The following is a 26,797-nucleotide window of genomic DNA, read 5'->3' as shown; positions in this document are numbered from 1 at the left end:
ATGAGCAGGGATTTCAGTGTGAAACGGCTCCTGGCGGCGACGGCACTGGCTGCCGCTGTCGGATCGTTTGCCGGCGCGACACAGGCCGAGGAATTCGACCTCCACGCGCTGGTCGAGGCGGCGAAGAAGGAACCGCCGATCAATGTCTATTCGAGCACCGGCAAGATCGTGAAGCAGGCCGAGGCCTTCACCAAGAAGTACGGCGTGCAGGCGACCGGCACCAAGGCCAATGCCGCGGCGCAGCTGGAAATGGTGATCCGCGAGGGCCAGGCCAAGAACGTGCAGGGTGACGTCATCCAGATCAGCGACGTGCCCGCCGGCGTGGCGCAGCTGGTGCCGCAGGGCTTCGTCGAGAGCTGGCTGCCGCCGGATCTCGCCGCCAAGATCCCGGCGCAGTACCAGAACCCGCTGACCGTCTCCAACGAGGCCAACGTCTTTGCCTACAACACCCAGCTCAACGAAAGCTGCCCGGTCAAGAATATCTGGGAGCTGACGGAGGCCAAGTGGAAAGGCAAGCTCGCCATGCAGGACCCGCTCAACAAGGCGTCCTATGTCGACTGGTTCAACCAGATGGCGACCAACGCCGATGACAAGGTGGCTGCCGCCTACAAGGAGTATTACGGCAAGGATCTCGAAGCGGGTGAGGACGGCGCTACCGGCGCCTGGGTCAAGGCGCTCGCCGCCAACGGCCCGTTGCTCACCGATGCCGACGAGGCAGCTGCCCAGGCGGTCGGCGCTCCCGACCAGAAGGAGCAGTTCATCGGCCTGATCAGCTCGGCCAAGTTCCGTAACAACCAGGACGTCGGCTCCAAGCTTGGCCTGTGCAAGGATTTGAAGCCCTTTGCCGGTTGGATGTATCCGAGCCTCGGCTTCATCGCCAAGGGCACCGACAGCCCGAACGCATCCAGGCTGTTCATCCACTATCTGATGACCGAGGAGGGCATCGCCCCGCAGGCGGCCGACGGCAAGATGTCGACCAACAGCGACGCCAAGCTGCCCGACGACGAACCCTCTGGCATCGGCAAGGTGCTGGACCAGATCTTCCCCTACGACTCGGCGTCGGCCCAGAGTGACTGGGACGCGCGCCAGGATTGGCAGGACCTCTGGCGCATCAACTACAAGAAATAGCGCTTGCGATTGTCGCGCCCGGCACTGACGCCGGGCGCGTTTCAGCCGGATTTTTGGGGAGGAAACGATGAAACCGGCATTTGGAACGAGCAGGAAAGTTGCACTGGCAACGACGGCGCTGGCCGGGCTGATGACGGCCATGGTGATGGCGTCGGCGCCGGCGCGCGCGGAAACCTTTGACCTCAACGCGCTGGTCGAGGCGGCGAAGAAGGAAGCGCCGATCAATATCTATGACAGCACCGGCAAGATCGTCGAAATGGCCGAGAACTTCACCGCCAAATACGGTGTGAAGGCAACCGGCATCAAGGTGTCGGCGAGCGCGCAGCTCGAGATGATCGTGCGCGAGGGCCAGGCCAAGAACGTCAAGGGCGACGTGGTGCTGATTACCGACGCGCCGGCCGGCCTGGCGCAGTTGCTGCCGCAGAAATTTGTCGAGAGCTACCTGCCGCCTGACATGGCCGACAAGATCCCGGTCAAGTTCCAGAACCCGCTGGCGATCACCACCAATGCCGCTGTCTGGGCCTACAACACCGAGGCCTACGATGCCTGCCCGGTGAAGAACATCTGGGAGCTCACCGATGCCACGTGGAAAGGCAAGGTCGCCTTCTACGATCCGCTGTCGAAGGGCACCTATCCCGACTGGTTCAACCAGACTGCGACGCATGACGACGACAAGATGAAGGCTGCCTACAAGGCGCATTTCGGCAAGGATATCGAGGTCGGCGAAGACAGTGCGACGGCTGCCTGGGTCAAGGGCTTTGCCGGCAATTCGCCGCTGCTTGCGGATGCCGACGACGCGATCTCCGAAGCTGTCGGCGCGCCCGGCCAGGAGGAACCGTTCTTTGGGCTGATGAGCTCGGCCAAGTTCCGCGACAATGCCGACAAGGGTTTCAAGCTCGGGCTCTGCGAAGGGCTCGATCCCTGGCCGGGCTGGACCTATGTCAAGCTCGGACTGATCGCCACCGGCACCAAGAGCCCGAACGCGGCCAAGCTGTTCATCCACTACATCCTGACCGCGGAGGGCATCGCGCCGCAGGTGAAGGACGGCAAGCTGCCGACCAACCCCGACATCGGCCTGCCTGCCGACGAGCCGTCGGGCATCGGCAAGGTGCTGGACAAGCTGCAGCAATACGACGCCTCGACCGCACTCGAAGATTGGGACGCGCGCCAGGATTGGCAGGACCTCTGGCGCGTCGCCTACAAGAAATAGTTTCCCGGTGGGCTAGGGACGGGGCCCTTCTCCTTCGGCTCCGTCCCGCTTTTTTCCGCTTTCATCGGGAACAACTGGAGACGTGATGATGTCTGACATTTCGGGGCGAAAGCTCGCGCCACCCAGGGCATTGCTGCTCGACTTTGGCGGCGTGATCGTATCGACGACGCACCTGCCCGGCTGGCGGGAACGGCTGGCCTTGCATGTGCATGGCCTGCTCGTCCAGGCCGGCGCGCAGGTGTCGGCACTTTCGGTCGAGCAGATCACCGCCGACATCAAGGCCGGCGGCATCGCCGACTCGCACTGGAAGGATGCGATGTCGCGACCGCTTGCGCCGCGCGAGCTGCGCCACGAGGAATTCTGGGGCGACTTCGTCGCCGGCGACTGGCCGCAGCAGGCGCGGGATGTCGTCGTGGCCGAGGCCTACGACCTCTGCCGCAAGATGGGCAACTGGAAGAGCGAGCGTGTCTTGCGCACCGGTATGCTCGACCTGCTCGACGCGGCAGATGGCGCAGGCGTGCCGGTCGGCATCGTCAGCAACGCGCTGTGCGGCCAAGTGCATATCGATTTCCTCGACGCGCATGGCCTCACCGCGCGCTTCGCCGCCATCGTCCACAGCGACGAGGTCAAGCTGCGCAAGCCGAACCCCGAGATGATCTGGCTGGCGACACGTTCGCTCGGCATCGAGCCGGAGGCGGCGTGGTATGTCGGCGACAATTTCGACCGCGACGTGCTGTGCGGCAAACGTGCCGGCATTGGCGGCAACATCCTGATGGAAGCCAAAGGTACATACGACCTGCCTTATGACCTCAAGCTCAAGCCGGATGCCATCGTGGCGGATCCTGTCGGGCTGCTCGGCCTGTTCCGCGAAGCCGGGTGCGGGATCGCGGCATGACGAGCATCGAAGAGTCGAAGCGCCTGCGGACGGTTGCCGAACAGGCAGCACAGCTGATGCGCACCCCGTTGCTGGCGGCGTTCCGCTCCAACATGGATGTCGATTACAAGGTCGACCTGCATGACGTGGTGACCAGACACGACAGGGAAGCCGAGGTGGCGATCCGCGCCTTCATCCTGGGCAAAGTCCCTGACTCGATCGTTGTCGGCGAGGAGGCAGGTGAGAGCGGCGTCGGCCGTGTACGCTGGTATGTCGATCCGATCGACGGCACCTCGAACTTCGCCCGCGGCTTTGCCTTCTGGTGTGTGTCGGTCGGCGTGGCGATTGACGGCGCGGTCGTTGCCGGCGCGGTCTATGATCCTGTCGCCGGGAACCTGTTTGCGGCCGACCTGACCGGTGCCTGGTTGAATGGTGAGCCGTTGCGCTCGCGCGCCATAGCTGACGAGCGACATGCGACGCTGATCACGGGCTATCCGGTGGCGCGTGATTTCAGGCGCGATGGGCACGAGCAGACGCTGGCCAATTTCGCCGAACTGGTCGAGACGTTTTCGACGTTGCGGCGGCCGGGCAGCGGCGCGCTCAGCCTCTGCCATGTCGCTGCCGGCTGGGTCGATGCGTCAGCCGGCTTCGGCTCCAATCCCTGGGACGTGGCGGCAGCGGTGCTGATCCTCACACAGGCCGGCGGCAGCTATCACCCGCTGACCCTTGGCAAGGTCGATGCCGGCGTGCCCGCCTTCATGTGTCCCGGTTATGTCGCACTCGGGGAAGGTGCCGACTATCCGACGTTGATGCGGGTGGCGCGGCGCATCTCCGACGAACGCGATGCAGCCCGTGCGCGAGACGCCGCATGATCGTTGGAACGCGTGTGCATCGATGTCAGATCACGGGCTTTCTGCGCTTCTGTCGACTGCAGAAATATTATCCAACTTAATGCGTTGACGATTTTGCACAGCTGTGCAATCTGACGTCAACCACACCACAGGCGGCATAGAAATGACGGTTCACGCAACAGCCACCACTGCAGATACCGGCCTCGACCGGCGTGCAGCATTCTGCCGTGACATTGCGCGTTCGGCGGGCGCGGTGGCGCTCGACGGGTTCACCAATCGCGTGGCCGGTTTCGACATGAAGGGGCCGCAGGATTTCCTGACCGAGACGGACGCGGCTGTGGAGCGGCACCTCAAGGCGCGTCTCGCCGAAGAATTCCCCGAGGACGGTTTCCTCGGCGAGGAAGGCGGCGGGGCGATCAAGGCGGACATCTGGGTCGTCGACCCGATCGACGGCACGGCGAATTTCGCCCGCGACATTCCGCATTTCTGCATTTCGATCGCTTTCGTCAGCAATGGCGAGACCGAGATCGGCGCGATCTACAACCCGGTGTTGGACGAGCTGTATTTCGCCCGCCGCGGACATGGCGGCACCCGCAATGGCAAGCCGTTGTCAGTTGCCAAGACGCGCGATTTCGATGCTGCCTGCGTCGAGTTCGGCTGGTCGAATCGCAAGACCAACACGCGTTATCTCGACGTGCTCTCCAACATCCTCGAGCGCGGCGCCAACGTCCGTCGCGGCGCCTCGGGCGCGTTGGGGCTCGCCTATGTCGCCGATGGCCGCTCGGATGCCTATGCCGAGCTCCACATGCATGCCTGGGATTGCCTGGCGGGGCTGCTGATGGTCAGGGAGGCCGGAGGCGTCGTCGCGCCGTTCCTTTCGGTCGGCGGCTTGACCGAGGGCGGGGCCGTTCTGGCTGCGGCGCCCGGCGTGGCGCTCGGCATGAGCGAGGCCACCGGCATCGCGCTCGAGGCCGGCAAGTGAGAGTCCCAGATACCCTCAAGCGTCAAGGCCGCCAGATGGACAGCAACAGCCCGCGATATGAGCGCCCGGCGCTCAGCCTGATCGAGCGTGACATCGCCGGCTACGGCATCGACATCTATGTCGGCGGCATGGACGGCGCGGGCGACCTCGAACTGCTCAGGGAAAAGAACATCACCACGGTGGTGAACTGCGCCGTCAATCTCGACTTCAACTACGCCACCGAGCCGTTCGGCGAAGGGGAGGCGGCTGACGCGATCTACGGCATCGGCGCCGTGCGCTACTACAAGCTCGGCCTTATCGATGGCCACGGCAATCCCGAGACCATGATGCTGTCCGGCTTCTACCTGCTGCGCGGAGCGCTGAGCCAGGTGCTGCCTGACAAGGCCACCTACAAGCGTCGCGAAAAGGGCAATGTGCTGGTCAACTGCCGTGGCGGCCGCAGCCGCTCGGTGTCGCTGGTGGCGCTGTTCCTGCATGTCGAGATGCCGGCCAAGTTCCCGACGCTGGATGCAGCGCTCGACCATGTGCGCACCCGGCGTGATTTGCGCCGCGACGAATGGCATGAAGCGCCCAAGCCGATGCTGGTCGAGGCCGCACGCAAGGCAGCGCAATGGATCGCCATGATTGACAAGGGCTTGCCTGCGCCGGCCCTGGCCTCCAAGGACTGACGGCGCGCTCGTTTTGCTGTGAGACTGACATGAAGATTGCCGTCATCGCCGACCCGCATTTCCACGACATCGACAATCGCCAGAGCGTGGGGCGTGGGGACAGGGTGGCGTTGCGGACGCTGGCCGACACCAATGCGTCGACGCGGGTGTTCAACGAAAGCTTCCATGCCACGCACGCACTGCTCGACGACATCGTCAGGCGCGGCATCTCGCTTGTCATCATCGCCGGCGACCTGACCGATGACGGCCAGCAGTCGACGATGGCCGCGGCGACGGCGCTGCTTGCCGAGTATTCCAGGCGCTTCGGCCTGCGCTTCGTGGCGACGCCCGGCAATCACGATCTCTATGCGATCCACGGCCGCCACCAGAGCAAGCGCTTCCTCAACCCGGACGGATCGCACATGCTGGTGACGAGCGATCCCTTGGCGGAGCAGGGCGGCTCGGTCGAGCGCATCGTCTCGGACGACATGTATTGCGGCGGGTATGGCGCAGCTATCCCGGCACTGGGTGATCTCGGCTTCTTCAGGCGCGACGGCGACCTTCATTGGGAATGCCCGTTCGGCACCGACGACAGGCTGGAGGCGCGGACCTTCGAGATCGTGTCCGGGGATGGGCAGACGATGCGGCGGATGATTGACGCCTCGTTCCTCGTCGAACCGGTCGAGGGGCTGTGGCTCTTGTCGATTGACGCCAATGTCTTCGAGCCGAAGAACGGCGACCTCGATCCGACGCTGGAGAAGAGTTACCACGACAGCACGGACGCCGGCTGGAACGCGATGCCGCGCAACAAAGGTTTTGTCCTCGACTGGATGAAGGACGTTGCTGCGCGCGCCGAAGCGTTGGGCAAACGGCTGGTCGCCTTCTCGCACTACCCTGTTATCGACCCGCTCAACGGTACCTGGGCGGACGAGGCGAGGCTGCTCAACGACACCAGTTTCCTGCGCCGCACGCCGCGGGCGGAGGTGTCGAAGGCGGCAGCTGCCACAGGCATCAACGTGCATTTCAGCGGCCACCTGCATATCAACGACACCGCCGTCTTCCGCGACGGCGACGACTGGCTGGTCAACATCGCCGTGCCGTCGATGGTCGGCTTTCCACCGGCCTACAAGGTCGTAGAGATGTCCGGCGAAAGACTGGAGGTCGAGACGGTGGTCGTCAGCGACGTGCCGTCATATGACATTGCCTTTGCCCTCTATCGTGTAGAGGCGGAGCAGGAGGGAACGTCGGCTGCTGTGACCGAAGCGACCGGCCATGCCGATTTCGTCAGCCGGCATCTCGCCGAGATGGTCAGGCACCGTTACCTGCCCAAGGAGTGGCCGCAGGACCTGGCTGCGCTCGTGCCGCAGCTTTGCCTCGGCGACCTGGAGATGCTGGCGAGGACCGTGGCGCCGCTGACTCCGAAAGATCTACCCTCGGTCGTTGCTTCGGTGTCCAGAACCGGACCGACGAAGCTGCAGGACTTGCCGTTCTTTGAGATGATCGTCGACTGGTACAGGCTGCGCAAGGGCCGCGAGCTGGCGCTCGACTTCATCGAGCCCGCGCGCATCGCGGTCTATCGTCATCTCGCCGCGCGTTTCGCCGCCGGCGCCTGGCCGGCGGGAAGCCTTCAGGACAGGCTGGCATCGTTCATGCGGATGCTGAGCGACTGGCTGGCCAGTGCCCCGTCACGCGACTTTTCCGTCGACCTCGCCACTGGCGAGGTGATGCCAAGGGATCATTTGGGCCGTACGGTCCGGCGCCAGACCGGGTCGGCGTGAAAGCTGACGCTGCCGCCACGCTGGCGCAGCGGATCCTCGCCGTCGAGCAGCATAGTGATGTGATCGGCCACCTGCACGATCGGTTGGCGGAAGGTGGTCAGCTGGTATGACGCCCAGCCTGCCTGCTCGATGTCGTCGAAACCGACGACGCAGAGTTCCTCCGGCACATTCATGCCGAACTCGACGCGTGCCGCATCCATGAAACCGCAGGCCAAAAGGTCGGTGACGCAGAAGGCGGCGTCCGGCCGGTGCGAGCCGCTGAGCAGAAGTCGTCCGGCCTCGAAACCTGCGCCGTAGCCGGTGGGGCCGGCGCGCGTGATGGTAACATCCAGCCCCGCTTCACCAGCGGCCGTCTCGAAGGCGCGCTCGCGCGCCACCAGGCTCGGCGTTCCGGCCTGCGACGACACCACAGCAATGCGCCGGCTGCCGGCACGGTGCAGCATGTGGAAGGCCTCGCGGGCGGCCGCCGCATTGTCGACGCTGATGTTTTCCGGCCCGTCGAGATGATCGTCGCGGTTGATCAGGATGACATGTTGGCCGCTGTTGAGGCAGGTGTTGATCAACGATGTCGGGGGCGTGCCCGACAGGACGACCGTCGCGTTGGCGCGGTAGTTCAGCGTCTGGCGCAGCGCTGCTTCGACGCTGTCTGTGTCGCCAGAGGTGTTGATGACCATGGCGACGCGGTTGATCGCCTGCAGGCGCCGGGTGATCGCGTCGATCAGGCGCGAATGGTAGGGCGTGTTGATGTCGGCGCCGATGAGGCAGACGATGCCGCTGTCCTCATGGATCAGGCTGCGGGCGAGGTGATTGACGTGGTAGCCGAGCGTTTCGGCGGCCTCGAGCACCTTCTTGCGCGTGGTTTCGGAGACGCTGGCGCCGTCGGTGAAGGTGCGGGACACGGCCGAGCGTGAAACGCCGGCCAATTCGGCGACCTGCTGTGCGCTTACGAATGACCTGCCCGGCTTGAGTTCGGACATCGGCGGCTCCAGTTTGGGTCGGTCGTCGACCGCATTGGGCTGCTTGCACAAATGTGCAAGGACTGATCCCCTGATACAATCGGATCGGGCAGTCTGCAATCCTGGAGCCCGGAATCTTGCAATGTCGGCGAGCCGAAATCCCGCCGCCCGCTGTCAGGCAGCGACGGGCTCGGGCTGGAGGAGATCGGCGAGCGTGAGATTGCGGATCAGGGTCGACAGCTCGGGCTCGTCGATGAGCACGGCCGCGTCGGTTGGCGTCAGCCAGGCGCGTTGGCGGGCACCCGCTTCCTGCCAGGCTTCAAGTTCCTCGGTCACCTCGATAAGATAGGCCGTGACCACGACGTGGACGAAGCTGGTCGACAGCCGCTTCCAGTAGCAATAGCTGCCAGCGGGCTTTTTCAGGGCTTTGCCGCGCACGCCGGCCTCTTCGCGCGCCTCGATCAGCGCGGCCTGGCGCCCGCTCTTGCCCTTCATCGGCCAGCCTTTGGGGACGATGAAACGGCGCGTGCCGCGCGACGTCACAAGCATGACCTGAAGCTCGCCGCCCTCGTTCACGCGGAACGGGATAGCAGCGACCTGGGCAATGCGCTCGCCCTTGCTCGCCTTGCGGATGGTCTTCTTGTCCTTCGGCATTTTCGCCCGTTCATTCCTTTGTCGGTATGAAGCACTGTCGGCTTCGATTGTATCGCCTCGGCCCGTTAGGGTTCATGACGCTCAAGATAGTGCAATGAACACGATTGCAAAATGCGCAAAAAGCACTCACTCTGCAAGTGACCAAAGCGACAACAGATCGTTAGACGGCGAATAATTGTGTGGAGGGAATCGAGATATGAAAACTGCCCTTTTGCGTTCGGCCGCGCTGGCCGGGTTGATGATGGCCGGCGGCGCGTCGGCGCATGCTGAAAGCCTGACGCTCTATTGCAGCGCCGACGAGGCCTGGTGCCAGCAGATCAAGACCGGCTTCGAGGAAAAGACCGGCATCACCGTCGATATGACCCGCAAGAGCTCGGGCGAGACCTATGCCCAGGTGCGCGCCGAAGCGAGCAACCCCAAGGGCGACGTGTGGTGGGGCGGCACCGGCGACCCGCATCTGCAGGCAGCCGAGGAAAACCTGACCGAGGAATATGTCTCGCCGATGCGCGGCGAGTTGCACGACTGGGCGATCAAGCAGGCCGAGGCGGCCGGCAACAAGACGATCGGCGTCTACTCTGGCGCGCTTGGCTTCGGTTACAACAAGGACTTGCTCGCCAAGAACGGCTTGCCTGAGCCGAAGTGCTGGGCCGATCTGACCAAGCCCGAATTCAAGGGCCAGATCCAGATCGCCAACCCGAATTCGTCGGGCACCGCCTACACGACGCTGGCGACGATGGTGCAGCTGATGGGCGAGGATAAGGGCTTCGAGTTTATGAAAGCCCTGCACAAGAACGTCAACCAGTACACCAAGTCGGGCTCGGCGCCGATCAAGGCCGCCGGCCTCGGCGAGACCACCGTCGGCATCGTGTTCATGCATGATGCGGTGGCGCAGACGGCCGCTGGCTTCCCGATCGTGACGGTCGCCCCCTGCGAGGGCACCGGCTACGAGATCGGCTCGATGTCGATCATCAAGGGCGCGCGCAATGCTGAGGCGGCCAAGAAGTTCTACGACTGGGCGCTGTCCGCCGACATGCAGGGCAAGGCCAAGGACGTGAAGTCGTTCCAGCTGCCGTCGAACAAGGCGGCGACCGTCTCCGAGCTGACGCCTGATCTCTCGACGATCAAGCTGATCGACTACGACTTCAAGAAGTACGGCTCCAGCGAGGAGCGCAAGCGGCTGCTTGGCAAATGGGACATGGAGGTCTCCTCGCTGCCGCAATAATCCATGCGCTCCCGCGACGTAAGCGGCCGCCTGCATCCGACCGTCGTCCTCTGGACGGTGGTCGGATTGCTCGGCTTTGCCGTGCTGCCCTGGTATGGCGTCGAAGACGGGTTCTTCGGCTTTTCCTGGCTGTTCGAGGGTTATCCGCTCGACAGCGAGTTCGCACCGGTGCTGATCCTCAACCTCAAGGGTGAGAAGCTGTGGCTGGCGCCGCTCGGTCTGCTCCTGGCCGCGCCGCTGTTCTTGTGGGGGCGGACGAAATCCGATCCGATCTTCGGCAAGCTGCTGGTTGCGGTCGGTGCCGCGGGTTTTGCCTGGCTGCTGTTCCAGGGTTTCGCCATCGGCTTGCGGGGCTGGCAGTTCGGCTGGCTCGAAGGACTGTTCGGCGAGCTTGGCGATCGCCAGTTCGGCATGGGTTATGGCGCGCTGCTGGTCGGCCTCGCCTTCCTGTTCCTGTTTTCCGTCGGTCTTGCCGCGCGCGGCGCCGTCGGCGGCGACGTCTTCGTCGTCTCGACAATCGCTTTCGTGGTGGCGGCGGTCGGCCTTTTCATCTTCATGCCGATTCTGCAGATGCTGGCCAATGCGCTGGTCACCGAGGACGGCGGCTATTCGGTCACCACCTTCCTCGGAAAGCTGTTCAGTCCGCGGCTTTGGAGCCTCGACTGCCTGGCCGGCGGCAGCCGCTGCGGCGTCGCCTGGAACTCGCTGTTCCTCGCGGTGCTCGTCGGGGTGCTGACGACGGTGCTCGGCCTCGTCTTTGCGCTGATGGTGACCCGCACCGGCTTCCGCCATGGCAAGCTGCTGCGCGCACTGACGGTGCTGCCGATCATCACGCCGCCCTTCGTCATCGGCCTCGCCATCATCCTGCTCTTCGGCCTATCCGGTGCTGTCACGCAGACCTTTTCGGAGCTGTTTGGCATCCAGCCGACGCGCTGGATCTATGGCCTGCCGGGCCTGTTGATCGCGCAGCTGCTCGCCTTCACACCGATCGCCTTCCTGGTGCTTATCGGCGTCGTCGAAGGCGTCAGCCCGTCAATGGAGGAGGCGGCACAGACGCTGCGCGCCAATCGCTGGCAGACCTTCTGGACGGTGTCGCTGCCGCTGATGCGACCGGGCCTCGCCAATGCCTTCCTGCTCGGCTTCATCGAGAGCATGGCCGACTTCGGCAACCCGCTTGTGCTGGGCGGCAATTTCGACGTGCTGTCGACGGAAATCTTCTTCGCCATCGTCGGCGCGCAGAATGACGAGGCGCAGGCAGCGGTGCTCGCCATCGTGCTGCTCGTCTTCACGCTGCTTGCCTTTTACGCCCAGCGTTTCTGGCTCGGCAAGAAGTCGTATACGACGATGTCCGGAAAGGGCGATGCTGGCGTTCATCCGCAGCTGCCCGCGGGCCTCAAGCGCGCCGTCTACGCCACGGCTGGCTTCTGGGTCGCCTTCACCATCTTCGTCTACGCCACCATCTTCTACGGCAGCTTCGTCAAGCTGTGGGGCGTCGATCACAGCCTGACCTTCGCCCATTATGTGAAGGCATTCGCGGTGGGCTGGAACGAGTTCGGCATCCACTGGAAGGGCTCGGCCTGGAGCTCGTTCTGGACGACTTTGCAGATCGCCTTGATCTCGTCGCCGCTGACGGCGGCCGTCGGCCTGCTCACCGCCTATCTTCTGGTGCGGCAGAATTTTGCCGGCAAGAACGCTTTCGAGTTCGGCACCATGCTGTCCTTTGCCATTCCGGGCACCGTCATCGGTGTGAGCTATGTCATCGCCTTCAACGTGCCGCCGATCGAGCTGACCGGGACCGGCATCATCCTCGTTCTGTCCTTCATCTTCCGCAACATGCCGGTCGGCGTGCGGGCAGGGGTGGCGTCGATGTCGCAGATCGACAAGAGCCTGGACGAGTCGTCGCTGACGCTGGGCGCCAATTCGTGGCAGACCTTCCGCAAGGTGGTGCTGCCGCTGCTCCGGCCGGCGATCGTCGCAGCACTCGTCTATTCCTTCGTGCGCGCCATGACGGCGATCAGCGCCATCATCTTCCTGGTCAGCGCCCGCTACGACATGTCGACGAGCTACATCGTCGGCCGTGTCGAAAACAACGAGTACGGTATCGCGATCGCCTATTCGGCGGTGCTGATCGGCGTCATGCTGGCGGTGGTCGGGCTGATGCAGCTGCTTGTCGGTCGCCGCAACATCGGTCGCCGTGGCCATGAACTCTCGCAGTCGCGCACCAATGTGAGCCAACCGGCATTTTCGGGAGGGAGCTGATGATCAAGAGCAACGCCGCTTCGGTGGAGTTTCGCGCGGTCACCAAGGTCTACGGCAAGAGCCCGGCGCCGGCGGTCAACGACGTGTCTTTGTTTGTCGAGGCAGGCAAACTGGTGACGCTGCTCGGCCCGTCCGGCTGCGGCAAGACGACGACTTTGCGCATGATCGCGGGGCTGGAAATGGCGACGCGCGGACAAATCCTTATCGGCGGGACCGACGTTACGCATCTGCCGGCGACCGACCGCGACGTGTCGATGGTGTTCCAGTCCTATGCACTGTTTCCGCATATGACGGTCAATGAGAACGTCGAATACGGGTTGAAGTTCTCCGGCTTCGCCAAGAATGAGATCGGCGATCGCGCCCGCGCCGGGCTCGAACTCGTCGGCCTCGGCGGCTACGGCAACCGTCTGCCGAGCGAGCTGTCCGGCGGCCAGCAGCAGCGCGTCGCCGTGGCGCGGGCGCTTGTGCTGGAGCCGCAGGTGCTGCTGTTCGACGAGCCACTGTCCAATCTTGATGCCAAGCTCAGGCGCCGGGTACGCGAGGAAATCCGCGACATCCAGACCAAGCTCGGCCTGACGGTAGTCTACGTCACCCATGACCAGGAGGAGGCCTTGGCCGTCTCCGACCGCATCATCGTCATGAACAATGCCGTCATCGCCCAGGACGGCACGCCGCGCGAACTCTATGACGCGCCGGCGGATGCCTTCGTCGCCGACTTCATCGGCGAGGCCAACATCTTCGATTGCGATATCGCCTCGGTAGAAGGTGAGCTTGCCACTGTGCGGCTAGGCGGTTTCGAAACGCAGCTCGACGCGCGCGGCATGCGGCCGGGGCCGGCGAAGCTGGCGGTGCGGCCAAGCCGGATCCAGATCCGGGCGGTGGGCGCGCCGAGCACCATTCCCGGGAGGCTCGATAAGGTGACCTATGTCGGCTCCGACCTCGAGTTCATGATCGGCACCGAGTTCGGCGAGGTCTTTGCCGTGTCGCCCGACGTCGATGCGCCGTTCGTGCCGGGGCAGGACGTTGGCGTGGGGTTCGCCGCACGGGGACCGGTGTTGATCAGGGCCTGAGGTTGCCTGTTGCACCGAAGCGCTTCGCTTGAACACAGTTGCCATGCCGTGACCAAGACCTTGCCTCAGGAGACCAGTCTAGACGGGTTGGTCTCAGATGAAACTCTGCGCTGCCGCCGCCACTGCGAGGTAGCGCAGCAGCTTGGCGGCCCCGACCAACCCCAGAAAACTCCACAACGGCTCTTTCAGCATGCCGGCGATCAAGGTCAGCGGGTCGCCGATAACAGGCACCCAGGAGAGCAGCAGCGACCAGCGGCCGTAGCGGTGGTACCAGGCCTCGGCGCGGGCGAGAGCGCCCGGACTGGCGGGAAACCAGCGGCGGTCCTTGAAGCGCTCGACCTGGCGGCCGAGCAACCAGTTGACGAGCGAACCGAGCGCGTTGCCGAGGGTGGCGACGGCGATCAGCAGGGCGAGCGAGTAGCCGCCATTGACGACCAGCCCGGCGAGCAGGGCTTCGGACTGGGCGGGCAAAAGCGTCGCGGCGGCGAAGGCCGCGACGAAGAGGCCGCCATAGGCGGCGAGGCTGGTCATCGAAAGCCGGCTACTGGGTGACGCGGCCGGACAGGCCGTCGATGATCGGGCAGTCCGGGCGGCTGTCGCCATGGCAGTTATGCACGAGGTGGCGCAGCGTGTTGCGCAGCTCGGTCAGCTCGGCGAGCTTGCGGTCGATCTCGGTAAGCTTGGTCTCGGCAAGGGCCTTGACGTCAGCACTTTCGCGCTCCTTGTCGCCATAAAGCGACAACAGCTGGCGGCATTCCTCGACCGAAAAGCCGAGGCTGCGCGAGCGCTGCAGGAAACGCAGGCGGTGCACGTCCGACATCGAATAATCGCGATAGCCGTTGTCGGCGCGGTCGGGGCGCAACAGGCCGATGTCCTCGTAATAGCGGATGGTCTTGGCCGGCAGGCCCGACTTTTCCGAAGCGGTACCAATGTTCATCTGTCACTCCTTGCGCATCCTGGAGCGGCCTTGTGCGTCCATCCGGATGCACCGCGCTCGAGAGCGAGTTGTTGTCATATAAAGCTTCCAGTAACTGGAAGTTCAAGGGGCTGGCGAAATCGTGATGGGCCGGGGCAGCTGATGCCGCCCCGACCCACTTTCAGGCTCAGTCGGCGTAGGCCATCGACGTCATCATGCCGCCAACCATGTGGTAGAGATGGTGGCAATGCAGCGCCCATTTGCCGGCATTGTCGGCGTCGAAGGCGATGGTCACCATACCCATGTTGGCCGGCACCAGCACCGTGTCACGCACCGCGCCGGCAAAACGCTTGCCGTTGACGGCGACCACCTGGAAATGGTGGCCGTGCAGATGCATCGGGTGCGACATCGTGGTGTGGTTCATGAAGGTCAGCTCGAAACGGTCGCCGCTCGCCACCGCCAGCGGCTTGTCCTGGCCGTGCATGGCGCCATCGAGCGTCCAGACATAGTTGGGGCCTTCGCCGAGCATCATCGTGTGCTTGCGAGTTGCTGCCTTCTCGGACAGCGGCTTGGTGGCACGCAGCCTTTGCTCAAGGTTGACGCCCACGGCGGGGAAATCCTCGTCGGCCATGTCGGCAAGCTTGCCGACCGACGCGCCCTTGGCGGCGAGCACGACACCGGTGCGCATGCGGCCACCTTCCTGCACGGCGAAGACCGGCCAGGCAGAGGCTTCCTTCGGCAGTTCGAGCAGGATGTCGAGTCGCTGGGCGACGGCGAACTCGAAGCGCGTGCCTTCAACCGGTTCGACCGGCATGCCGTCGACCGCAAAGAGTTTGCCCTGGAGCTTGCCGAGGTCGAGCCACATGTTGGTCGAGGCGGCGCCGTTGATGAGGCGCAGCCTGACACGTCCGCCTGGCTCGACGGAGAATATTTCTGGGTTGTCGAGGGTGCGATCGTTGGCCAGAAGCGCGTCGTACTGCACGTCCTGCAGGTGGGACATGCCGCCCATCTGGCCGGCCGCCTGGCCACTCATCTGCATGGCGCCCATCGCGCCATGGTCCATCGTGTCGTGGCTTGTCTGGCCGCTGGGCATCGCCGTGCCGGACATGTTGTGGCCCTCGTGGCCGCCGCCGGCTGCTGGCTCGGGTGCGGGAGCGGGCGCCATGGCGCTCATGTCGTGGCCGCCCGCCTTGAGTTCGGCGAGGATCTCCTGCGGGTCGCGGAAGGTGAAGTCGTGGAACAGAACCACCACCTCCTGCACGTCCTGGCCTGCTTCGTCAGGGTCGCGAACGATCAGCGGAGCTGCGAGCATCAACTGCTCCTGAAGGCCGAAATGTGAATGCATCCAGAAGGTGCCAGGGCGGGCGAGGGGGAAGTCGTAGTCGTGGCTGCCGCCGTCGGGGATCGGCTCCTGCGAGATGTCGGCGACACCGTCCTGCTGCCATGGCGGGGTGAGGCCGTGCCAATGGATGACGGTCGGCTCGCCGATGAGGTTCTTCAACCGGACGCGGAAGTTTTCGCCGGCATTCATGACGATGCCGGAAGAGCCGTCGGCTTGATGAAGGCCGAAGACATTGGCGGCCTTGCCCTTGACCTCGATGACGCGCTTGCCGGCGGTGATGACCTTGTGGCCGTCGGCACGGGCCGGGCGGACCGGCATGAGCAGGGACGGGACTGCGGCAGCACAAAGCGTTGCCGCTGATGCCGCGAGGAAGCCGCGGCGCGAAAGGGTGTTCATTTCATTGTCTCCAAAACTGATGTCTCCCGGCACGGGAATGTGCCGGGGCGTGCGCGTCCAAACGCGTCAGTTCAGGAGAGGGACGGTGGCCGGAGATGCGGCGAGGCGATCGATCCGTGGAGCGGTTCGGTTCTGGCCGGAGCCGGCGAAATGCCTGTCAGGTCGGGGAAGGCCGTCGCCATAGGCAACGGCGCGCAATAGCTGCACGAGACGAGGCACTGCGCCAGGCATGCCTTCTCGTCCTGCGTGAGGTCGCCACAGCAGGCAATGTCAGCCTTGGCATGATGCGATACGCTCTGGGCAGCATGTGGCTGATGCTGGCTGCCGCCCTGATGCGCGGAAGCTGCCTGGCCTAGCGCGAGGACAAACAGCAGCGCCAGCGGCAACATCAGCCGCAGGATCTTGAACGCCTTGGCCCTGCCGTCGTCCATGACGGCAATGCGCGCGCCAATCTGCCCGCGCCGGTTGGCGAGGAAAGGGCGGGTTGTGTCTGCGATGTGCCGCATGGATTGCATATCCTATCAATGGGGATTGCACCCCTGCAAGGTCAAGCGCCGTTGTTGTCGCTGCCCTCGGGGGTGAAGAAGACGTCGGCGTGAATGTCGAAGGCATGCACCCCAAGCGCTCCAAGTGCCGCCAAACAGGAATCGACCATCGCAGGCGGTCCGGCGACATAGGCCTTGGCGCCGGTGAGGTCGCTGTGGTCCTGTGCCAGCGCATCGGCGACGAAGCCGTTACGCCAGCCATCGGATGCGGTCTGGGACAGCACCGGCATGAAGCTCAGGTTGCGAAACTGTCTTTCCAGCGCACGGAAATGCTCGACCAGATAGAGGTCACGCTCGGCGCGGACGCCGAAATAGACATGGATCGGCTGGGCCATGCCCTGATGCAGTGCCGTCTCGACGATCGACTTGATCGGCGCAAGGCCGCTGCCGCCGGCAAGGGCGACGATCGGGCCTGAATGCACCTCGCGGAGATAGGCGGAACCGGCCGGGCCATCTATCTGGACGGTGTCGCCCGCAGCAAGCGAAGCGTGGATCCGGCCGCTGGTCAGGCCGCCCGGCACGGCCCTGACATGCAGCTCGACAAGCTCCTCGTTCGGCCGGCTGGCCATCGAATAGTTGCGCGCCGGTGCACCCGGCACCGCCAGCGACAGATATTGGCCGGCGGCGAAGCGGAAGCTTGTACGATCGGCGAGCGCGAGGCGGATCGAAAGGATGTCGTGCGTCATGCGCTCGATGGCGACCACCTCGGCCTTCTGTGCCTCTGCCGGCTGAGCAGCGAAGGCTTCGGCCAGCCATTCGACGACGACGTCGTCGCTCGGCACTGCACGGCAGGCAAGGATGAAGCCGTCGGCGCGGTCCTGTTCGGAGAGCGCGAAGGGCGAGTGTTTGCCGAGCTCGACATGGCCTGAGACCAGGCGCGACTTGCAGGCGCCACAGCGGCCGGAACGGCAGCTGTGGGGGTAGGCGATGCCGGCATCGAGCGCTGCCTGCAGGATCGTCTTGCTATCGCCGACCGCGATGCGGCGGCCCGGTTGGGGCAGGGTCAGGTAGGTCATGGTCATGCCGCCCGTGTCAGGTCGAGCAGCGCCGCTATCTCGGCGCGCTGGGTCGGGAAGGTGCCGAAGAAGACGTGCTTGCCGTCGATAATGGTGATCGGTGCGACCCGCACGCCGGTGCGGCGCTTGGCTTCGTCGGCGATTTCAGGGTTGCGCAGATCGCGCTCGACGAAAGGCAGGTTCTCAGCGTTGAGCCAGCGCTTCAGCGCCAGGCAGTCGGGGCAGGTGGGCGTGGTGTAGATCTCGATCCAGGGAGCGTTCGGCATGGTGGCCTCGCGTGATTGAGGGGTTGGGAAGAAGCGGCCTGCTTCATTGCGCGAGCGTGCCGCCGGAAGGTTCCGGTCGCACGCGCCCCCAAGCAGGCCGCTGGACTGACTTATTCGGCCGGGACCAACGACGGTGCGCCGGATACGGTGGTAGCACGGGCCGGAGCCTTGAAGCGCTTCAGCCGCATCGCGTTGCCCAGCACGAAGACGCTCGACATTGCCATCGCGCCCGCCGCCAGCATCGGCGACAGCAGCGTGCCGCTGACCGGGTAGAGCACGCCCGCCGCGACCGGGATGAGAGCGGCGTTGTAGGCGAACGCCCAGAACAGGTTCTGCCTGATGTTGGCAATCGTCGCCTTCGACAGGGCGATGGCGTTGGTCACGCCGAGCAAGTCGCCCGACATCAGCACCACGTCGGCGCTTTCGATCGCAACGTCAGTGCCGGTGCCGATGGCGATGCCGACATCGGCCTCGGCGAGCGCCGGCGCATCGTTGATGCCGTCGCCGACAAAGGTCACTGCCCGGCCACCGGCACGCAGGCGCTTGACGGCGTCGACCTTGCCGTCGGGCAGAACCTCGGCGACGACCTCGTCGATGCCGAGCTGGGCGGCGATGGCTTCGGCCGTGCGACGGTTGTCGCCGGTGATCATCGCCACCTTCAAGCCCAAGTCGTGCAGGGCGCGGATCGCCTGCGGCGTCGTCGGTTTGATCGGGTCGGAGACCGCAATCACCGCAGCCAGCTTGCCGTCGACCGCCGCATAGAGCGGGGTCTTGGCCTTGAGCCCCATGCGGATCGCCGTCTCGGCGAAGCCCTTCACCGAGATGCCGAGCTTGACCATGTAGCGGTCGGCGCCGACGGCGACGTGGTGGGTGCCGACGCTGGCACTGACGCCGAAGCCGGGCACCGCCTCGAAGGAACCGACCTCGGCCAGAACAAGGCCTTCATCCTTGGCCGCTGCGACGATGGCTGCCGCAACCGGATGCTCCGACTGGGACTCGACGGCTGCCACCAGCGCCAGCACCTTGGTGCGGTTGAAACCTTGGGCGACGTCCAGATCGGTCATGACAGGCTTGCCGGCGGTCAGTGTACCGGTCTTGTCGAGCGCTACGACCTCGGTCGATTTCAGCGACTGCAGCGCCTCGCCGTTGCGGAACAGGACGCCGAGTTCGGCGGCGCGGCCGGTGCCGACCATGATCGAGGTCGGCGTGGCGAGACCCATGGCACAGGGGCAGGCGATGATCAGGACGGCAACGGCGTTGACCAGCGCGAAGGTGGCGGCCGGCTGGGGGCCGAAGACCAGCCAGACGAGGAAGGTCGCAGCCGCTGCCACCATCACGGCAGGCACGAACCAGGCGGTGACCTTGTCGACCATTGCCTGGATCGGCAGCTTCGAGCCCTGGGCCGTTTCGACCATGCGGATGATCTGGGCCAGCAGCGTGTCGGCACCGACCTTGGTGGCGCGGTAGGTGAAGCTGCCGGTCTTGTTGATCGTGCCGCCGACGACCTCCGCACCCTCGCCCTTGCTGACGGGAATGGGTTCGCCCGAAATCATCGATTCGTCGACGAAGGACGAGCCTGAAAGCACGATGCCGTCGACCGGAACCTTGTCGCCGGGACGCACCTGGACGACGTCGCCGAAGACAACCTCATCGAGCGGGACGTCGACGAAGCTGCCGTTGCGCTCGATACGCGCCGACTTCGCCTGGAGGCCCACAAGCCGCTTGATCGCCTCGGAGGTGCGGCCCTTGGCCTTGGCCTCGAGCACGCGACCGAGCAGGATCAGCGTGACGATGACGGCCGACGCTTCGTAATAGACGTTGGCGGTGCCGGCCGGCAGCAGGCCCGACGCAAAGGTGGCGACGACCGAATAGGCCCATGCGGCGGTGGAGCCGAGCACGACCAGCGAATTCATGTCTGGTGCCAAGCGCAGCAGTGCCGGCACACCCTTCCTGTAGAAGCGCAGGCCGGGACCGAACTGGACGATGGTCGCCAGCACGAAGAAGGCGATGTAGAGCTGCTGCTGGGGGACGTTCATCATCAACCAGTGGTGCAGCGCCGGGATGGCATGCCGGCCCATCTCCAGCACGAAGATCGGCAGGGTGAGGGTGGCGGCGACGGCGAAGTCGCGCTTGAGGTGGGAGAACTCGCGATTGCGCGCCTCTTCGCGGCTGTCGCTGCTGGCGGCCGCGACCGACGGGTCGGTCCGGCGCGGCTCGTAGCCGGCCTTGCGGATGGCGGCGTCGATGGCCGAGCGGGCGGTGCCGCCCAGCGTCTCGATAGTGGCGCGTTCGGTGGCAAGATTGACTGAAGCCGTCGTCACGCCGGGCACTGCGGCGATGGCCTTTTCGACCCGACGCACGCAGGAGGCACAGGTCATGCCCTCGATCTCGACTGCGATCGTCTCGGCCGGCACGTCGTAGCCGGCATTGCGGATCGCGGCGATGACGCCGTCGGAATTGACGTCGGCGTCGAAGCTCACATCGGCGCTTTCGGTGGCGAGGTTGACCGATGCCGTGACGACGCCGGGGACAGCCGCAATCGCCTTCTCGACGCGGCGCACGCAGGACGCGCAGGTCATGCCCTCGATCGGGAAGCTTTGTCTTGTCGTTGCCAGGTTCAAGGGAGCGTTCATCGGTGCGGACCTCTAGTTAATCACTTTCGGCCCAGAGGTCTAAGGGTTCCAGCGTTGGGAAGGTCAATAGAACTTTTTGCGATTATCGTCGATTTGGTCAACATGCTGAAAATACTGAACTTTCCTGATGGAGAGTGCCGGATCTTCCGGGTTTTCGCGCAATCCCAAGCTGGTAACATATCCGTGATCGACAAATCGATTGACCTTCCTGTAGCTGGAAACACCAGATTGCAGGAACGGCGCGATGCCGGCCCAACCAAGGATTTCTTGAATGCTGAAGATGAATGTTCCCGACATGACCTGCGGTCATTGCGCCGGCATGGTGACCAAGGCCGTGCAGAGCGTGGACGCTGCCGCCCGCATCGACATCGACCTGAAGGCGCAAACCGTCTCGATCGAAACCGCGGCGGATGCCGCCAAGGTGGCCCAGGCGCTCGACGCCGCCGGCTATCCGGCCCAGGCTGTCTGAAGCCTGCCTTCCGGAAGGGCGGCGCGACCGGGGGCGGTGCGCCGCCCGCTTGGTTTGACTTCGCCTTCGACAGCATAAACCTTGCCGCGCAAGAGTTTCCGCAGCCACAAGTGGCCGCGCGAACATGACGCAACCTGCAACCGCCCTCATCCCCTAGTATTTCCGCGCCAAATCAAGCTATGATGCGGCTGGCCTTCCTCAAGGGACAGCGTCCCCTGGAATGCCGGGAGGACAGAGGATGGCCATAGCGCTCGTACTCGTTCTTGTTGTCATTGGCTCGGTGCTGTTCCACGTGCTGAGCCCTTGGTGGTGGACGCCGATAGCCTCCAACTGGGGCTACATCGACAGCACTCTCGTTGCGACCTTCTGGATCACCGGCGCCGTCTTCTCGGCGGTCGTTCTGTTCATGGCCTATTGCGTCTATCGCTTCCGCCACAAGGAAGGGCAGAAGGCCGCCTACGAGCCTGAAAGCAAGAAGCTCGAATCCTGGCTGACAGCGATCACTGCCATTGGCGTGGCGGCGATGTTGGCGCCTGGTCTCTATGTCTGGAAGCAATTCGTCACCGTGCCCAAGGATGCGACCGAGGTCGAGGTCGTTGCCCAGCAATGGCAGTGGAGCTTCCGGCTGCCCGGCGCCGACGGCAAGCTCGGCACCTCCAATGCCCGCCTTGTCAGCTCCGACAATCCGCTCGGCATCAATCCCGACGACCCGAACGGCCAGGACGACGTCGTGGTCGAGGCCGCCGACCTGCATCTGCCGATCGACAAGCCAGTCAAGATGCTGTTGCGCTCTATCGACGTGCTGCATGATTTCTACGTGCCCGAGTTCCGCGCCAAGATGGATATGGTGCCGGGCATGGTCACCTATTTCTGGTTTACCCCGACACGGACGGGAACCTTCGAGGTGCTGTGCGCGGAACTCTGCGGCACCGGGCACGGCTTCATGCGCGGCATAGTCATGGTCGACACCGCGCAGGACTACACGACATGGCTGCAGCAGCAGTCGACCTTTGCCCAGTTGAGCGGTCCCGCCAAGGTTGGCGTGCTGGTCGACCGGGGCAAAGTCACGGCCAGCATGGAATAGGAGACACGGCGCGACCGCTCGAAGGCGGCCTCACCGCGAAAGCAGAGGCATAGAGCAACAGGGTGCACGCATGGTCGATGTCACGCCGCATGGAGCAGACCTCATCCCGCCGGCCGAAGTGGGCGAGATGGAGCTTTACCATCCGCACAGCTGGTGGACGAAGTACGTCTTCTCGCAGGACGCCAAGGTCATTGCGATCCAGTATTCGGGTACGGCACTGGCCATCGGGCTCGTCGCGCTGGTGCTGTCCTGGCTGATGCGGCTGCAGCTCGGTTTTCCCGGCACCTTCGATTTCATCACGCCCGAGGCCTATTATCAGTTCATGACCATGCACGGCATGATCATGGTCATCTACCTGCTAACCGCGCTGTTCCTCGGCGGCTTCGGCAATTACCTGATCCCACTGATGGTCGGCGCCAGGGACATGGTATTTCCCTACGTCAACATGCTGAGTTACTGGATCTACCTCCTCGCCGTGCTGGTGCTGGTGGCAAGCTTCTTTGCGCCCGGCGGGCCGACCGGCGCCGGCTGGACGCTCTACCCGCCGCAGGCGATCTTGTCTGGCACGCCGGGGGGCACGGGGCCGGGCATCATCCTGATGCTGGTGTCTTTGATCCTGTTCATCATCGGCTTCACCATGGGTGGCCTCAACTATGTCGTGACCGTGCTGCAGGCGCGGACGCGCGGCATGACACTGATGCGGCTGCCGTTGACGGTGTGGGGCATCTTCACGGCGACCGTCATGGCGCTGCTGGCTTTTCCTGCGCTGTTCGTCGCCTGCGTGATGATGTTGTTCGACCGCGCCATCGGCTCGAGCTTCTTCATGCCGGCGATCGTCGAGATGGGCGAGCAGTCGCCGCACAATGGCGGCAGCCCGATCATGTTCCAGCACCTGTTCTGGTTCTTCGGCCACCCCGAGGTCTACATCGTGGCGCTGCCGGCCTTCGGCATCGTTTCCGACCTGATCAGCACGCACGCCCGCAAGAACATCTTCGGCTACCGCATGATGGTGTGGGCCATCGTCGGTATCGGCGCACTCAGCTTCGTGGTCTGGGCGCACCATATGTATGTCTCGGGCATGCACCCCTATTTCGGCTTCTTCTTCGCCACCACGACGCTGATCATCGCGGTGCCGACGGCGATCAAGGTCTACAACTGGGTGCTGACATTGTGGCGCGGCGACATCCACCTGACCATTCCGATGCTGTTTGCGCTCGCCTTCATCGTCACCTTCGTCAATGGCGGGCTGACCGGCCTGTTCCTCGGCAACGTCGTCGTCGACGTGCCGTTGTCGGACACCATGTTCGTGGTTGCCCACTTCCATATGGTGATGGGCGTGGCGCCGATCCTCGTGGTCTTCGGCGCGATCTATCACTGGTATCCCAAGATATCAGGCCGGATGCTCAACGAGTTCATGGGCCGGTTCCATTTCTGGGTCACCTTCATCGGCGCCTATCTGATCTTCTTTCCGATGCATTATGTCGGGCTGGTCGGCGTTCCCCGGCGTTATCCCGAGCTCGGCGACACCGCCTTCATCCCGCCGTCGGTTCACACGCTGAACGAGTTCATCACGGTTGCGGCACTCACCGTCGGCTTCGCCCAGCTGGTGTTCCTGTTCAACCTGTTCTGGAGCATCCGCCACGGCAAGGAGGCGGGTGACAATCCATGGCGGGCGACGACGCTGGAATGGCAGACCGCCGGCACGCCGCCGCCGCACGGCAATTTCGGCAAGGAGCTGCCGGTCGTCTATCGCTGGGCATATGACTACAGCGTGCCCGGCGCGCCCGAGGACTTCATCGCGCAGAACGACCCGCGCCCGTCGACGCAAGGCGGGCATGCATGAGCGCCATCCTGATCTTCCTGGGCCTGGTCACCGCGATTGCCGGCTGGTGGCTGGCGCGGCAGCGGCTGATGTCGAAGCCTTGGCTCGAGGTCGGTCCGATCGACGCCTTTCCCGAGACGGAAGCGCCGGTCATGCATCCGGCGAAGATCGGGCTCGGGGTCTTCCTCGCTGTCGTCGGCGCGATTTTCGCGCTTTTGATCAGCGCCTATTTCATGCGCATGGCCTATGCCGACTGGCAAGCGACGCCGATGCCGTGGCTTTTGTGGCTCAACACCGGCATGCTGGTGCTGGCGAGCGTGGCGTTGCAATGCGCGGTGGTAGCCGCGCACAAGGGCCAGCTCGACAATCTCAAGTTCGCGCTGCTGACCGGAGCGCTGACGTCGGTGGCATTTCTGGGCGGCCAGCTGCTGGCATGGCGCGATCTTGCCGCTGGCGGCTACTACGCCGCCGACAACCCGGCGGTCAGTTTCTTCTACCTGATCACCGCGATGCATGGCCTGCACATCATCGGCGGGCTCTTCGTACTTGGCCGGGCGAATGTCAGGGCATGGCGCGGCGACAAGCTTGCGCGGCTCGTGCTGACGACAGAGCTGTGCGCCATGTACTGGCACGCGCTGCTCGTCGTCTGGCTGGTGCTGTTTGCCGTACTGATGGGCTGGGCGGCCGACTTCATCGACATCTGCCGCAGATTGCTGAGCTAGGAGGACACGCCGATGGCCGAGACCTCGCTGGGACATGTCGACCACACCGCGCCGCGGCCGCCGGGCCTGCGCGGCTTCATCGCCGACTGGTCGTCGGACCAGCGCGCCTTCAAGGGCGTGTCCTGGGGGAAGGCGATGATGTGGATCTTCCTGCTCAGCGACACCTTCATCTTCGGCTGCTTCCTGCTGTCCTACATGACCGCGCGCATGTCGACGGTCGTGCCGTGGCCGAACCCGAGCGAGGTCTTCGCCCTGCATCTGTTCGGCCAGAACATCCCGCTGATCCTGATCGCGATCATGACCTTCGTGCTGATCTCGTCGTCCGGCACGATGGCGATGGCAGTCAATTTCGGCTACCGCCGCGACCGCAGGAAGACGGCGGTCCTGATGCTGTTGACCGCGCTACTTGGCGCCACCTTCGTCGGCATGCAGGCCTTCGAGTGGACCAAGCTGATCAGCGAGGGCGTGCGGCCATGGGAGAACCCGTGGGGTGCGGCACAGTTCGGCTCGACCTTCTTCATGATCACCGGCTTCCACGGCACCCACGTGACGATCGGCGTGATCTTCCTGCTGATCGTCGCGCGCAAGGTCTGGCGCGGCGATTACGAGACCGGCGAGCGGGGGTTCTTCACCAGCCGGCGCGGCCAGTATGAGAGCGTCGAGATCATGGGGCTCTACTGGCACTTCGTCGATCTGGTGTGGGTGTTCATTTTCGCGTTCTTCTATCTTTGGTGAGGTGAAGCGATGGCACAGGCAGAGGCGCAGGATCACGGGCTGCACGGACATGCGGCTCCCGCTCCGGCAATGGCGCATGCCGAAGGGCAACAGCACCCGATCAAGCTCTATCTGGTGGTCTGGGGCTGGCTGTTCATCCTCAGCGCCTGCTCTTACGCGGTCGATTATTTCGCCCTTCAGGGCATGCTGAGATGGAGCCTGATCCTGATCTTCATGATGCTGAAGGCGGGACTGATCGTTGCCGTGTTCATGCACATGGCCTGGGAGCGGCTTGCGCTGAGCTACGCCATCATCGTGCCGCCGCTGGTGATCCTGGTGTTCGTCGCAATCATGGTGATCGAATCCCGCTACACCGAAATCACCCGCGTGCTGTCCTTCGGCGCGGGATAAGCCACGTCCACCAGCCGCCCTTCCTTGCCGCGGCAGTTGCAACGGCAAGCTGCAACGGAATGGCGCATGGCGCGTTGCCTTGCGCCGGATTAGTATCGCGCCCGTTGGCGCAATGCGCCGGCCACAGTGAGGAGATAGCCATGAAACTGACGGCATGGGGCGCTCAAGCCCTTCTTGCAGCTTCGGTTCTAGCCACCAATCCGGTTCATGCGGCGGGCGATGCGGCCGCCGGGAAAAAGGTCTTCACCAAATGCATGGCCTGCCACGACATGGCGGTCGACAAGAACAAGATCGGCCCATCGCTGCATGGTGTCATCGGCCGCACGGCCGGCACGCTGCCGAGTTTTGAAGCCAAATATTCCGATGCGATGAAGCAGGCGGGCGCCGGCGGCCTAGTCTGGGACGAGGCCAACATCGCCGCCTACATGAAGATGCCGAAAGAAAAGGTCCCGGGCAACAAGATGGCTTTTGCCGGTCTCAAGGACGATACCGACATCGCCAATGTGATTGCATATATCGAAGAGATGTCGAAGTAGCCGCAAAACGGCAGCCGGATGCTCGCAGGCAGCTCGTGCCTCGCGAGCAGTTTCTGCAACATATGCACATTTATTGTGCGGCATCCTCCAAACGGGGGATGCCGCCGCTGCCCAAATGGTGTTCATGACTGGGCGGGCGCCCTAGCGCCCGGCGGATGCAAATGCATTTTCCGGGCGGCATTGCGGATGGCGGCGCTGCGATTGTAGACCCGGTCTATATTGCAGGTTTGCGTTTTAAATATCTAGCTATTGGTGCCTCTTTGCGGGGGGAAATTGCGGCATTCCTTGGGAGAC

At 64.1% G+C, this 26,797-nt stretch carries 27 protein-coding genes; 17 read left to right on the top strand and 10 right to left on the bottom strand.

Annotated features, from left to right (window positions below; genetic code table 11):
- The 7 genes from Amn_RS24040 to Amn_RS24010 all read left to right on the top strand — a co-directional run bounded on the left by Amn_RS24040 (position 1) and on the right by Amn_RS24010 (position 7,470).
- A complete protein-coding gene (locus Amn_RS24040; protein ID WP_286292524.1) occupies positions 1-1,128 on the top strand; it encodes an ABC transporter substrate-binding protein in 1,128 nt (375 codons plus the stop codon).
- 67 nt (positions 1,129-1,195) lie between these two features.
- A complete protein-coding gene (locus Amn_RS24035; protein WP_286292522.1) occupies positions 1,196-2,338 on the top strand; it encodes an ABC transporter substrate-binding protein in 1,143 nt (380 codons plus the stop codon).
- A gap of 88 nt (positions 2,339-2,426) precedes the next feature.
- A complete protein-coding gene (locus Amn_RS24030) occupies positions 2,427-3,233 on the top strand; it encodes an HAD family hydrolase (protein ID WP_286292520.1) in 807 nt (268 codons plus the stop codon).
- On the top strand, positions 3,230-4,084 hold the full coding sequence (locus tag Amn_RS24025) for an inositol monophosphatase family protein (RefSeq protein WP_286292518.1): 855 nt from the start codon (positions 3,230-3,232) through the stop codon (positions 4,082-4,084). The genes Amn_RS24030 and Amn_RS24025 overlap by 4 nt, the downstream gene beginning before the upstream one ends.
- 142 nt (positions 4,085-4,226) lie before the next feature.
- Positions 4,227-5,045 (top strand): inositol monophosphatase family protein, encoded by an 819-nt coding sequence (locus tag Amn_RS24020; protein ID WP_263005983.1) that lies wholly within the window; start codon positions 4,227-4,229, stop codon positions 5,043-5,045.
- A 35-nt stretch (positions 5,046-5,080) separates the two neighbouring features.
- Positions 5,081-5,713 (top strand): dual specificity protein phosphatase family protein, encoded by a 633-nt coding sequence (locus Amn_RS24015; protein ID WP_286292514.1) that lies wholly within the window; start codon positions 5,081-5,083, stop codon positions 5,711-5,713.
- 29 nt (positions 5,714-5,742) lie between these two features.
- Positions 5,743-7,470 carry a metallophosphoesterase family protein gene (locus tag Amn_RS24010; RefSeq protein ID WP_286292511.1) on the top strand — a complete coding sequence of 576 codons (1,728 nt, stop codon included), beginning with the start codon at positions 5,743-5,745 and terminating at the stop codon, positions 7,468-7,470.
- On the opposite strand, the gene Amn_RS24005 is transcribed toward Amn_RS24010, so the two are convergent.
- Both Amn_RS24005 and Amn_RS24000 read right to left on the bottom strand, forming a co-directional pair.
- A complete protein-coding gene (locus tag Amn_RS24005) occupies positions 7,428-8,447 on the bottom strand; it encodes a LacI family DNA-binding transcriptional regulator (protein ID WP_182573793.1) in 1,020 nt (339 codons plus the stop codon). The two genes, Amn_RS24010 and Amn_RS24005, sit on opposite strands and share 43 nt — an antisense overlap.
- A gap of 153 nt (positions 8,448-8,600) precedes the next feature.
- Positions 8,601-9,080: an NUDIX hydrolase gene (locus Amn_RS24000; protein ID WP_154385658.1), complete on the bottom strand. Its 480-nt coding sequence runs from the start codon at positions 9,078-9,080 to the stop codon at positions 8,601-8,603.
- A 196-nt stretch (positions 9,081-9,276) separates the two neighbouring features.
- Between Amn_RS24000 and Amn_RS23995 the strand changes: the two genes are divergently transcribed.
- The 3 genes from Amn_RS23995 to Amn_RS23985 are packed head-to-tail and all read left to right on the top strand — an operon-like array spanning position 9,277 to position 13,631.
- Positions 9,277-10,302 carry an ABC transporter substrate-binding protein gene (locus Amn_RS23995; RefSeq protein ID WP_182573794.1) on the top strand — a complete coding sequence of 342 codons (1,026 nt, stop codon included), beginning with the start codon at positions 9,277-9,279 and terminating at the stop codon, positions 10,300-10,302.
- A 3-nt stretch (positions 10,303-10,305) separates the two neighbouring features.
- Positions 10,306-12,561: an ABC transporter permease gene (locus tag Amn_RS23990; protein ID WP_154385656.1), complete on the top strand. Its 2,256-nt coding sequence runs from the start codon at positions 10,306-10,308 to the stop codon at positions 12,559-12,561.
- On the top strand, positions 12,561-13,631 hold the full coding sequence (locus tag Amn_RS23985; protein WP_286292503.1) for an ABC transporter ATP-binding protein: 1,071 nt from the start codon (positions 12,561-12,563) through the stop codon (positions 13,629-13,631). The genes Amn_RS23990 and Amn_RS23985 overlap by 1 nt, the downstream gene beginning before the upstream one ends.
- Positions 13,632-13,724: 93 nt before the next feature.
- On the opposite strand, the gene Amn_RS23980 is transcribed toward Amn_RS23985, so the two are convergent.
- The 8 genes from Amn_RS23980 to Amn_RS23945 form a co-directional block, all read right to left on the bottom strand.
- Entirely contained in the window at positions 13,725-14,162 is a 438-nt protein-coding gene (locus Amn_RS23980; protein WP_154385654.1) for a YqaA family protein, read from the bottom strand.
- Between the two features lie 10 nt (positions 14,163-14,172).
- The gene (gene cueR / locus Amn_RS23975; RefSeq protein ID WP_154385653.1) at positions 14,173-14,568 is read right to left on the bottom strand and encodes a Cu(I)-responsive transcriptional regulator; all 396 of its coding nucleotides are present in this window, start codon (positions 14,566-14,568) and stop codon (positions 14,173-14,175) included.
- Positions 14,569-14,734: 166 nt separating this feature from the next.
- Positions 14,735-16,285 (bottom strand): multicopper oxidase family protein, encoded by a 1,551-nt coding sequence (locus Amn_RS23970; protein ID WP_286292499.1) that lies wholly within the window; start codon positions 16,283-16,285, stop codon positions 14,735-14,737.
- A gap of 71 nt (positions 16,286-16,356) precedes the next feature.
- A complete protein-coding gene (locus tag Amn_RS23965; RefSeq protein WP_154385651.1) occupies positions 16,357-16,791 on the bottom strand; it encodes a hypothetical protein in 435 nt (144 codons plus the stop codon).
- 41 nt (positions 16,792-16,832) lie between these two features.
- On the bottom strand, positions 16,833-17,852 hold the full coding sequence (locus Amn_RS23960; RefSeq protein ID WP_502874738.1) for a 2Fe-2S iron-sulfur cluster-binding protein: 1,020 nt from the start codon (positions 17,850-17,852) through the stop codon (positions 16,833-16,835).
- Positions 17,849-18,112 carry a glutaredoxin family protein gene (locus Amn_RS23955; protein ID WP_154385649.1) on the bottom strand — a complete coding sequence of 88 codons (264 nt, stop codon included), beginning with the start codon at positions 18,110-18,112 and terminating at the stop codon, positions 17,849-17,851. The genes Amn_RS23960 and Amn_RS23955 overlap by 4 nt, the downstream gene beginning before the upstream one ends.
- Before the next feature lie 110 nt (positions 18,113-18,222).
- A complete protein-coding gene (locus tag Amn_RS23950) occupies positions 18,223-20,745 on the bottom strand; it encodes a heavy metal translocating P-type ATPase (protein WP_286292495.1) in 2,523 nt (840 codons plus the stop codon).
- Positions 20,746-20,808: 63 nt separating this feature from the next.
- Positions 20,809-21,042 (bottom strand): hypothetical protein, encoded by a 234-nt coding sequence (locus tag Amn_RS23945; protein ID WP_154385647.1) that lies wholly within the window; start codon positions 21,040-21,042, stop codon positions 20,809-20,811.
- On the opposite strand from Amn_RS23945, the gene Amn_RS23940 reads away from it, so the two are divergent.
- The 7 genes from Amn_RS23940 to Amn_RS23910 all read left to right on the top strand — a co-directional run bounded on the left by Amn_RS23940 (position 21,017) and on the right by Amn_RS23910 (position 26,503).
- Positions 21,017-21,214: a heavy-metal-associated domain-containing protein gene (locus Amn_RS23940; RefSeq protein WP_067957421.1), complete on the top strand. Its 198-nt coding sequence runs from the start codon at positions 21,017-21,019 to the stop codon at positions 21,212-21,214. The genes Amn_RS23945 and Amn_RS23940 overlap by 26 nt on opposite strands.
- A 238-nt stretch (positions 21,215-21,452) precedes the next feature.
- Positions 21,453-22,298 carry a cytochrome c oxidase subunit II gene (locus Amn_RS23935; protein WP_192314180.1) on the top strand — a complete coding sequence of 282 codons (846 nt, stop codon included), beginning with the start codon at positions 21,453-21,455 and terminating at the stop codon, positions 22,296-22,298.
- Between the two features lie 70 nt (positions 22,299-22,368).
- The gene (ctaD, locus tag Amn_RS23930) at positions 22,369-24,141 is read left to right on the top strand and encodes a cytochrome c oxidase subunit I (RefSeq protein WP_286292488.1); all 1,773 of its coding nucleotides are present in this window, start codon (positions 22,369-22,371) and stop codon (positions 24,139-24,141) included.
- Positions 24,138-24,842, top strand: coding sequence for a cytochrome c oxidase subunit 3 (locus Amn_RS23925; protein ID WP_154385644.1), 705 nt, complete (start codon positions 24,138-24,140; stop codon positions 24,840-24,842). Before ctaD ends, Amn_RS23925 begins: the two co-directional genes overlap by 4 nt.
- Positions 24,843-24,854: 12 nt before the next feature.
- Positions 24,855-25,577 carry a heme-copper oxidase subunit III family protein gene (locus Amn_RS23920; RefSeq protein WP_154385643.1) on the top strand — a complete coding sequence of 241 codons (723 nt, stop codon included), beginning with the start codon at positions 24,855-24,857 and terminating at the stop codon, positions 25,575-25,577.
- Between the two features lie 9 nt (positions 25,578-25,586).
- Positions 25,587-25,967, top strand: a complete 381-nt coding sequence (locus Amn_RS23915) for a cytochrome C oxidase subunit IV family protein (protein ID WP_154385642.1) — start codon at positions 25,587-25,589, stop codon at positions 25,965-25,967.
- 140 nt (positions 25,968-26,107) lie between these two features.
- Positions 26,108-26,503: a c-type cytochrome gene (locus tag Amn_RS23910; protein ID WP_067957437.1), complete on the top strand. Its 396-nt coding sequence runs from the start codon at positions 26,108-26,110 to the stop codon at positions 26,501-26,503.
- Positions 26,504-26,797: the final 294 nt, after the last annotated feature.

The organism is Aminobacter sp. Y103A (genome assembly GCF_030294925.1).
Taxonomy (GTDB): Bacteria; Pseudomonadota; Alphaproteobacteria; order Rhizobiales; family Rhizobiaceae; genus Aminobacter; species Aminobacter ciceronei.
This window is presented reverse-complemented; position numbering and strand designations above follow the sequence as displayed.

Coding starts and splice junctions, on each gene's coding strand:
- Amn_RS23925 (WP_154385644.1), top strand. CDS start 24,138: ATGAGCGCCATCCTGATCTTCCTGGGCCTGGTCACCGCGATTGCCGGC.
- Amn_RS23970 (WP_286292499.1), bottom strand. CDS start 16,285: ATGAACACCCTTTCGCGCCGCGGCTTCCTCGCGGCATCAGCGGCAACG.
- Amn_RS24035 (WP_286292522.1), top strand. CDS start 1,196: ATGAAACCGGCATTTGGAACGAGCAGGAAAGTTGCACTGGCAACGACG.
- Amn_RS24020 (WP_263005983.1), top strand. CDS start 4,227: ATGACGGTTCACGCAACAGCCACCACTGCAGATACCGGCCTCGACCGG.
- Amn_RS23965 (WP_154385651.1), bottom strand. CDS start 16,791: ATGCGGCACATCGCAGACACAACCCGCCCTTTCCTCGCCAACCGGCGC.
- Amn_RS24030 (WP_286292520.1), top strand. CDS start 2,427: ATGTCTGACATTTCGGGGCGAAAGCTCGCGCCACCCAGGGCATTGCTG.
- Amn_RS23910 (WP_067957437.1), top strand. CDS start 26,108: ATGAAACTGACGGCATGGGGCGCTCAAGCCCTTCTTGCAGCTTCGGTT.
- Amn_RS23935 (WP_192314180.1), top strand. CDS start 21,453: ATGGCCATAGCGCTCGTACTCGTTCTTGTTGTCATTGGCTCGGTGCTG.
- Amn_RS23980 (WP_154385654.1), bottom strand. CDS start 14,162: ATGACCAGCCTCGCCGCCTATGGCGGCCTCTTCGTCGCGGCCTTCGCC.
- Amn_RS23950 (WP_286292495.1), bottom strand. CDS start 20,745: ATGAACGCTCCCTTGAACCTGGCAACGACAAGACAAAGCTTCCCGATC.
- Amn_RS24040 (WP_286292524.1), top strand. CDS start 1: ATGAGCAGGGATTTCAGTGTGAAACGGCTCCTGGCGGCGACGGCACTG.
- ctaD (WP_286292488.1), top strand. CDS start 22,369: ATGGTCGATGTCACGCCGCATGGAGCAGACCTCATCCCGCCGGCCGAA.
- Amn_RS23990 (WP_154385656.1), top strand. CDS start 10,306: ATGCGCTCCCGCGACGTAAGCGGCCGCCTGCATCCGACCGTCGTCCTC.
- Amn_RS23955 (WP_154385649.1), bottom strand. CDS start 18,112: ATGCCGAACGCTCCCTGGATCGAGATCTACACCACGCCCACCTGCCCC.
- cueR (WP_154385653.1), bottom strand. CDS start 14,568: ATGAACATTGGTACCGCTTCGGAAAAGTCGGGCCTGCCGGCCAAGACC.
- Amn_RS23985 (WP_286292503.1), top strand. CDS start 12,561: ATGATCAAGAGCAACGCCGCTTCGGTGGAGTTTCGCGCGGTCACCAAG.
- Amn_RS23915 (WP_154385642.1), top strand. CDS start 25,587: ATGGCACAGGCAGAGGCGCAGGATCACGGGCTGCACGGACATGCGGCT.
- Amn_RS24015 (WP_286292514.1), top strand. CDS start 5,081: ATGGACAGCAACAGCCCGCGATATGAGCGCCCGGCGCTCAGCCTGATC.
- Amn_RS24010 (WP_286292511.1), top strand. CDS start 5,743: ATGAAGATTGCCGTCATCGCCGACCCGCATTTCCACGACATCGACAAT.
- Amn_RS24000 (WP_154385658.1), bottom strand. CDS start 9,080: ATGCCGAAGGACAAGAAGACCATCCGCAAGGCGAGCAAGGGCGAGCGC.
- Amn_RS23995 (WP_182573794.1), top strand. CDS start 9,277: ATGAAAACTGCCCTTTTGCGTTCGGCCGCGCTGGCCGGGTTGATGATG.
- Amn_RS23920 (WP_154385643.1), top strand. CDS start 24,855: ATGGCCGAGACCTCGCTGGGACATGTCGACCACACCGCGCCGCGGCCG.
- Amn_RS23945 (WP_154385647.1), bottom strand. CDS start 21,042: ATGTCGGGAACATTCATCTTCAGCATTCAAGAAATCCTTGGTTGGGCC.
- Amn_RS24025 (WP_286292518.1), top strand. CDS start 3,230: ATGACGAGCATCGAAGAGTCGAAGCGCCTGCGGACGGTTGCCGAACAG.
- Amn_RS23940 (WP_067957421.1), top strand. CDS start 21,017: ATGCTGAAGATGAATGTTCCCGACATGACCTGCGGTCATTGCGCCGGC.
- Amn_RS24005 (WP_182573793.1), bottom strand. CDS start 8,447: ATGTCCGAACTCAAGCCGGGCAGGTCATTCGTAAGCGCACAGCAGGTC.
- Amn_RS23960 (WP_502874738.1), bottom strand. CDS start 17,852: ATGACCATGACCTACCTGACCCTGCCCCAACCGGGCCGCCGCATCGCG.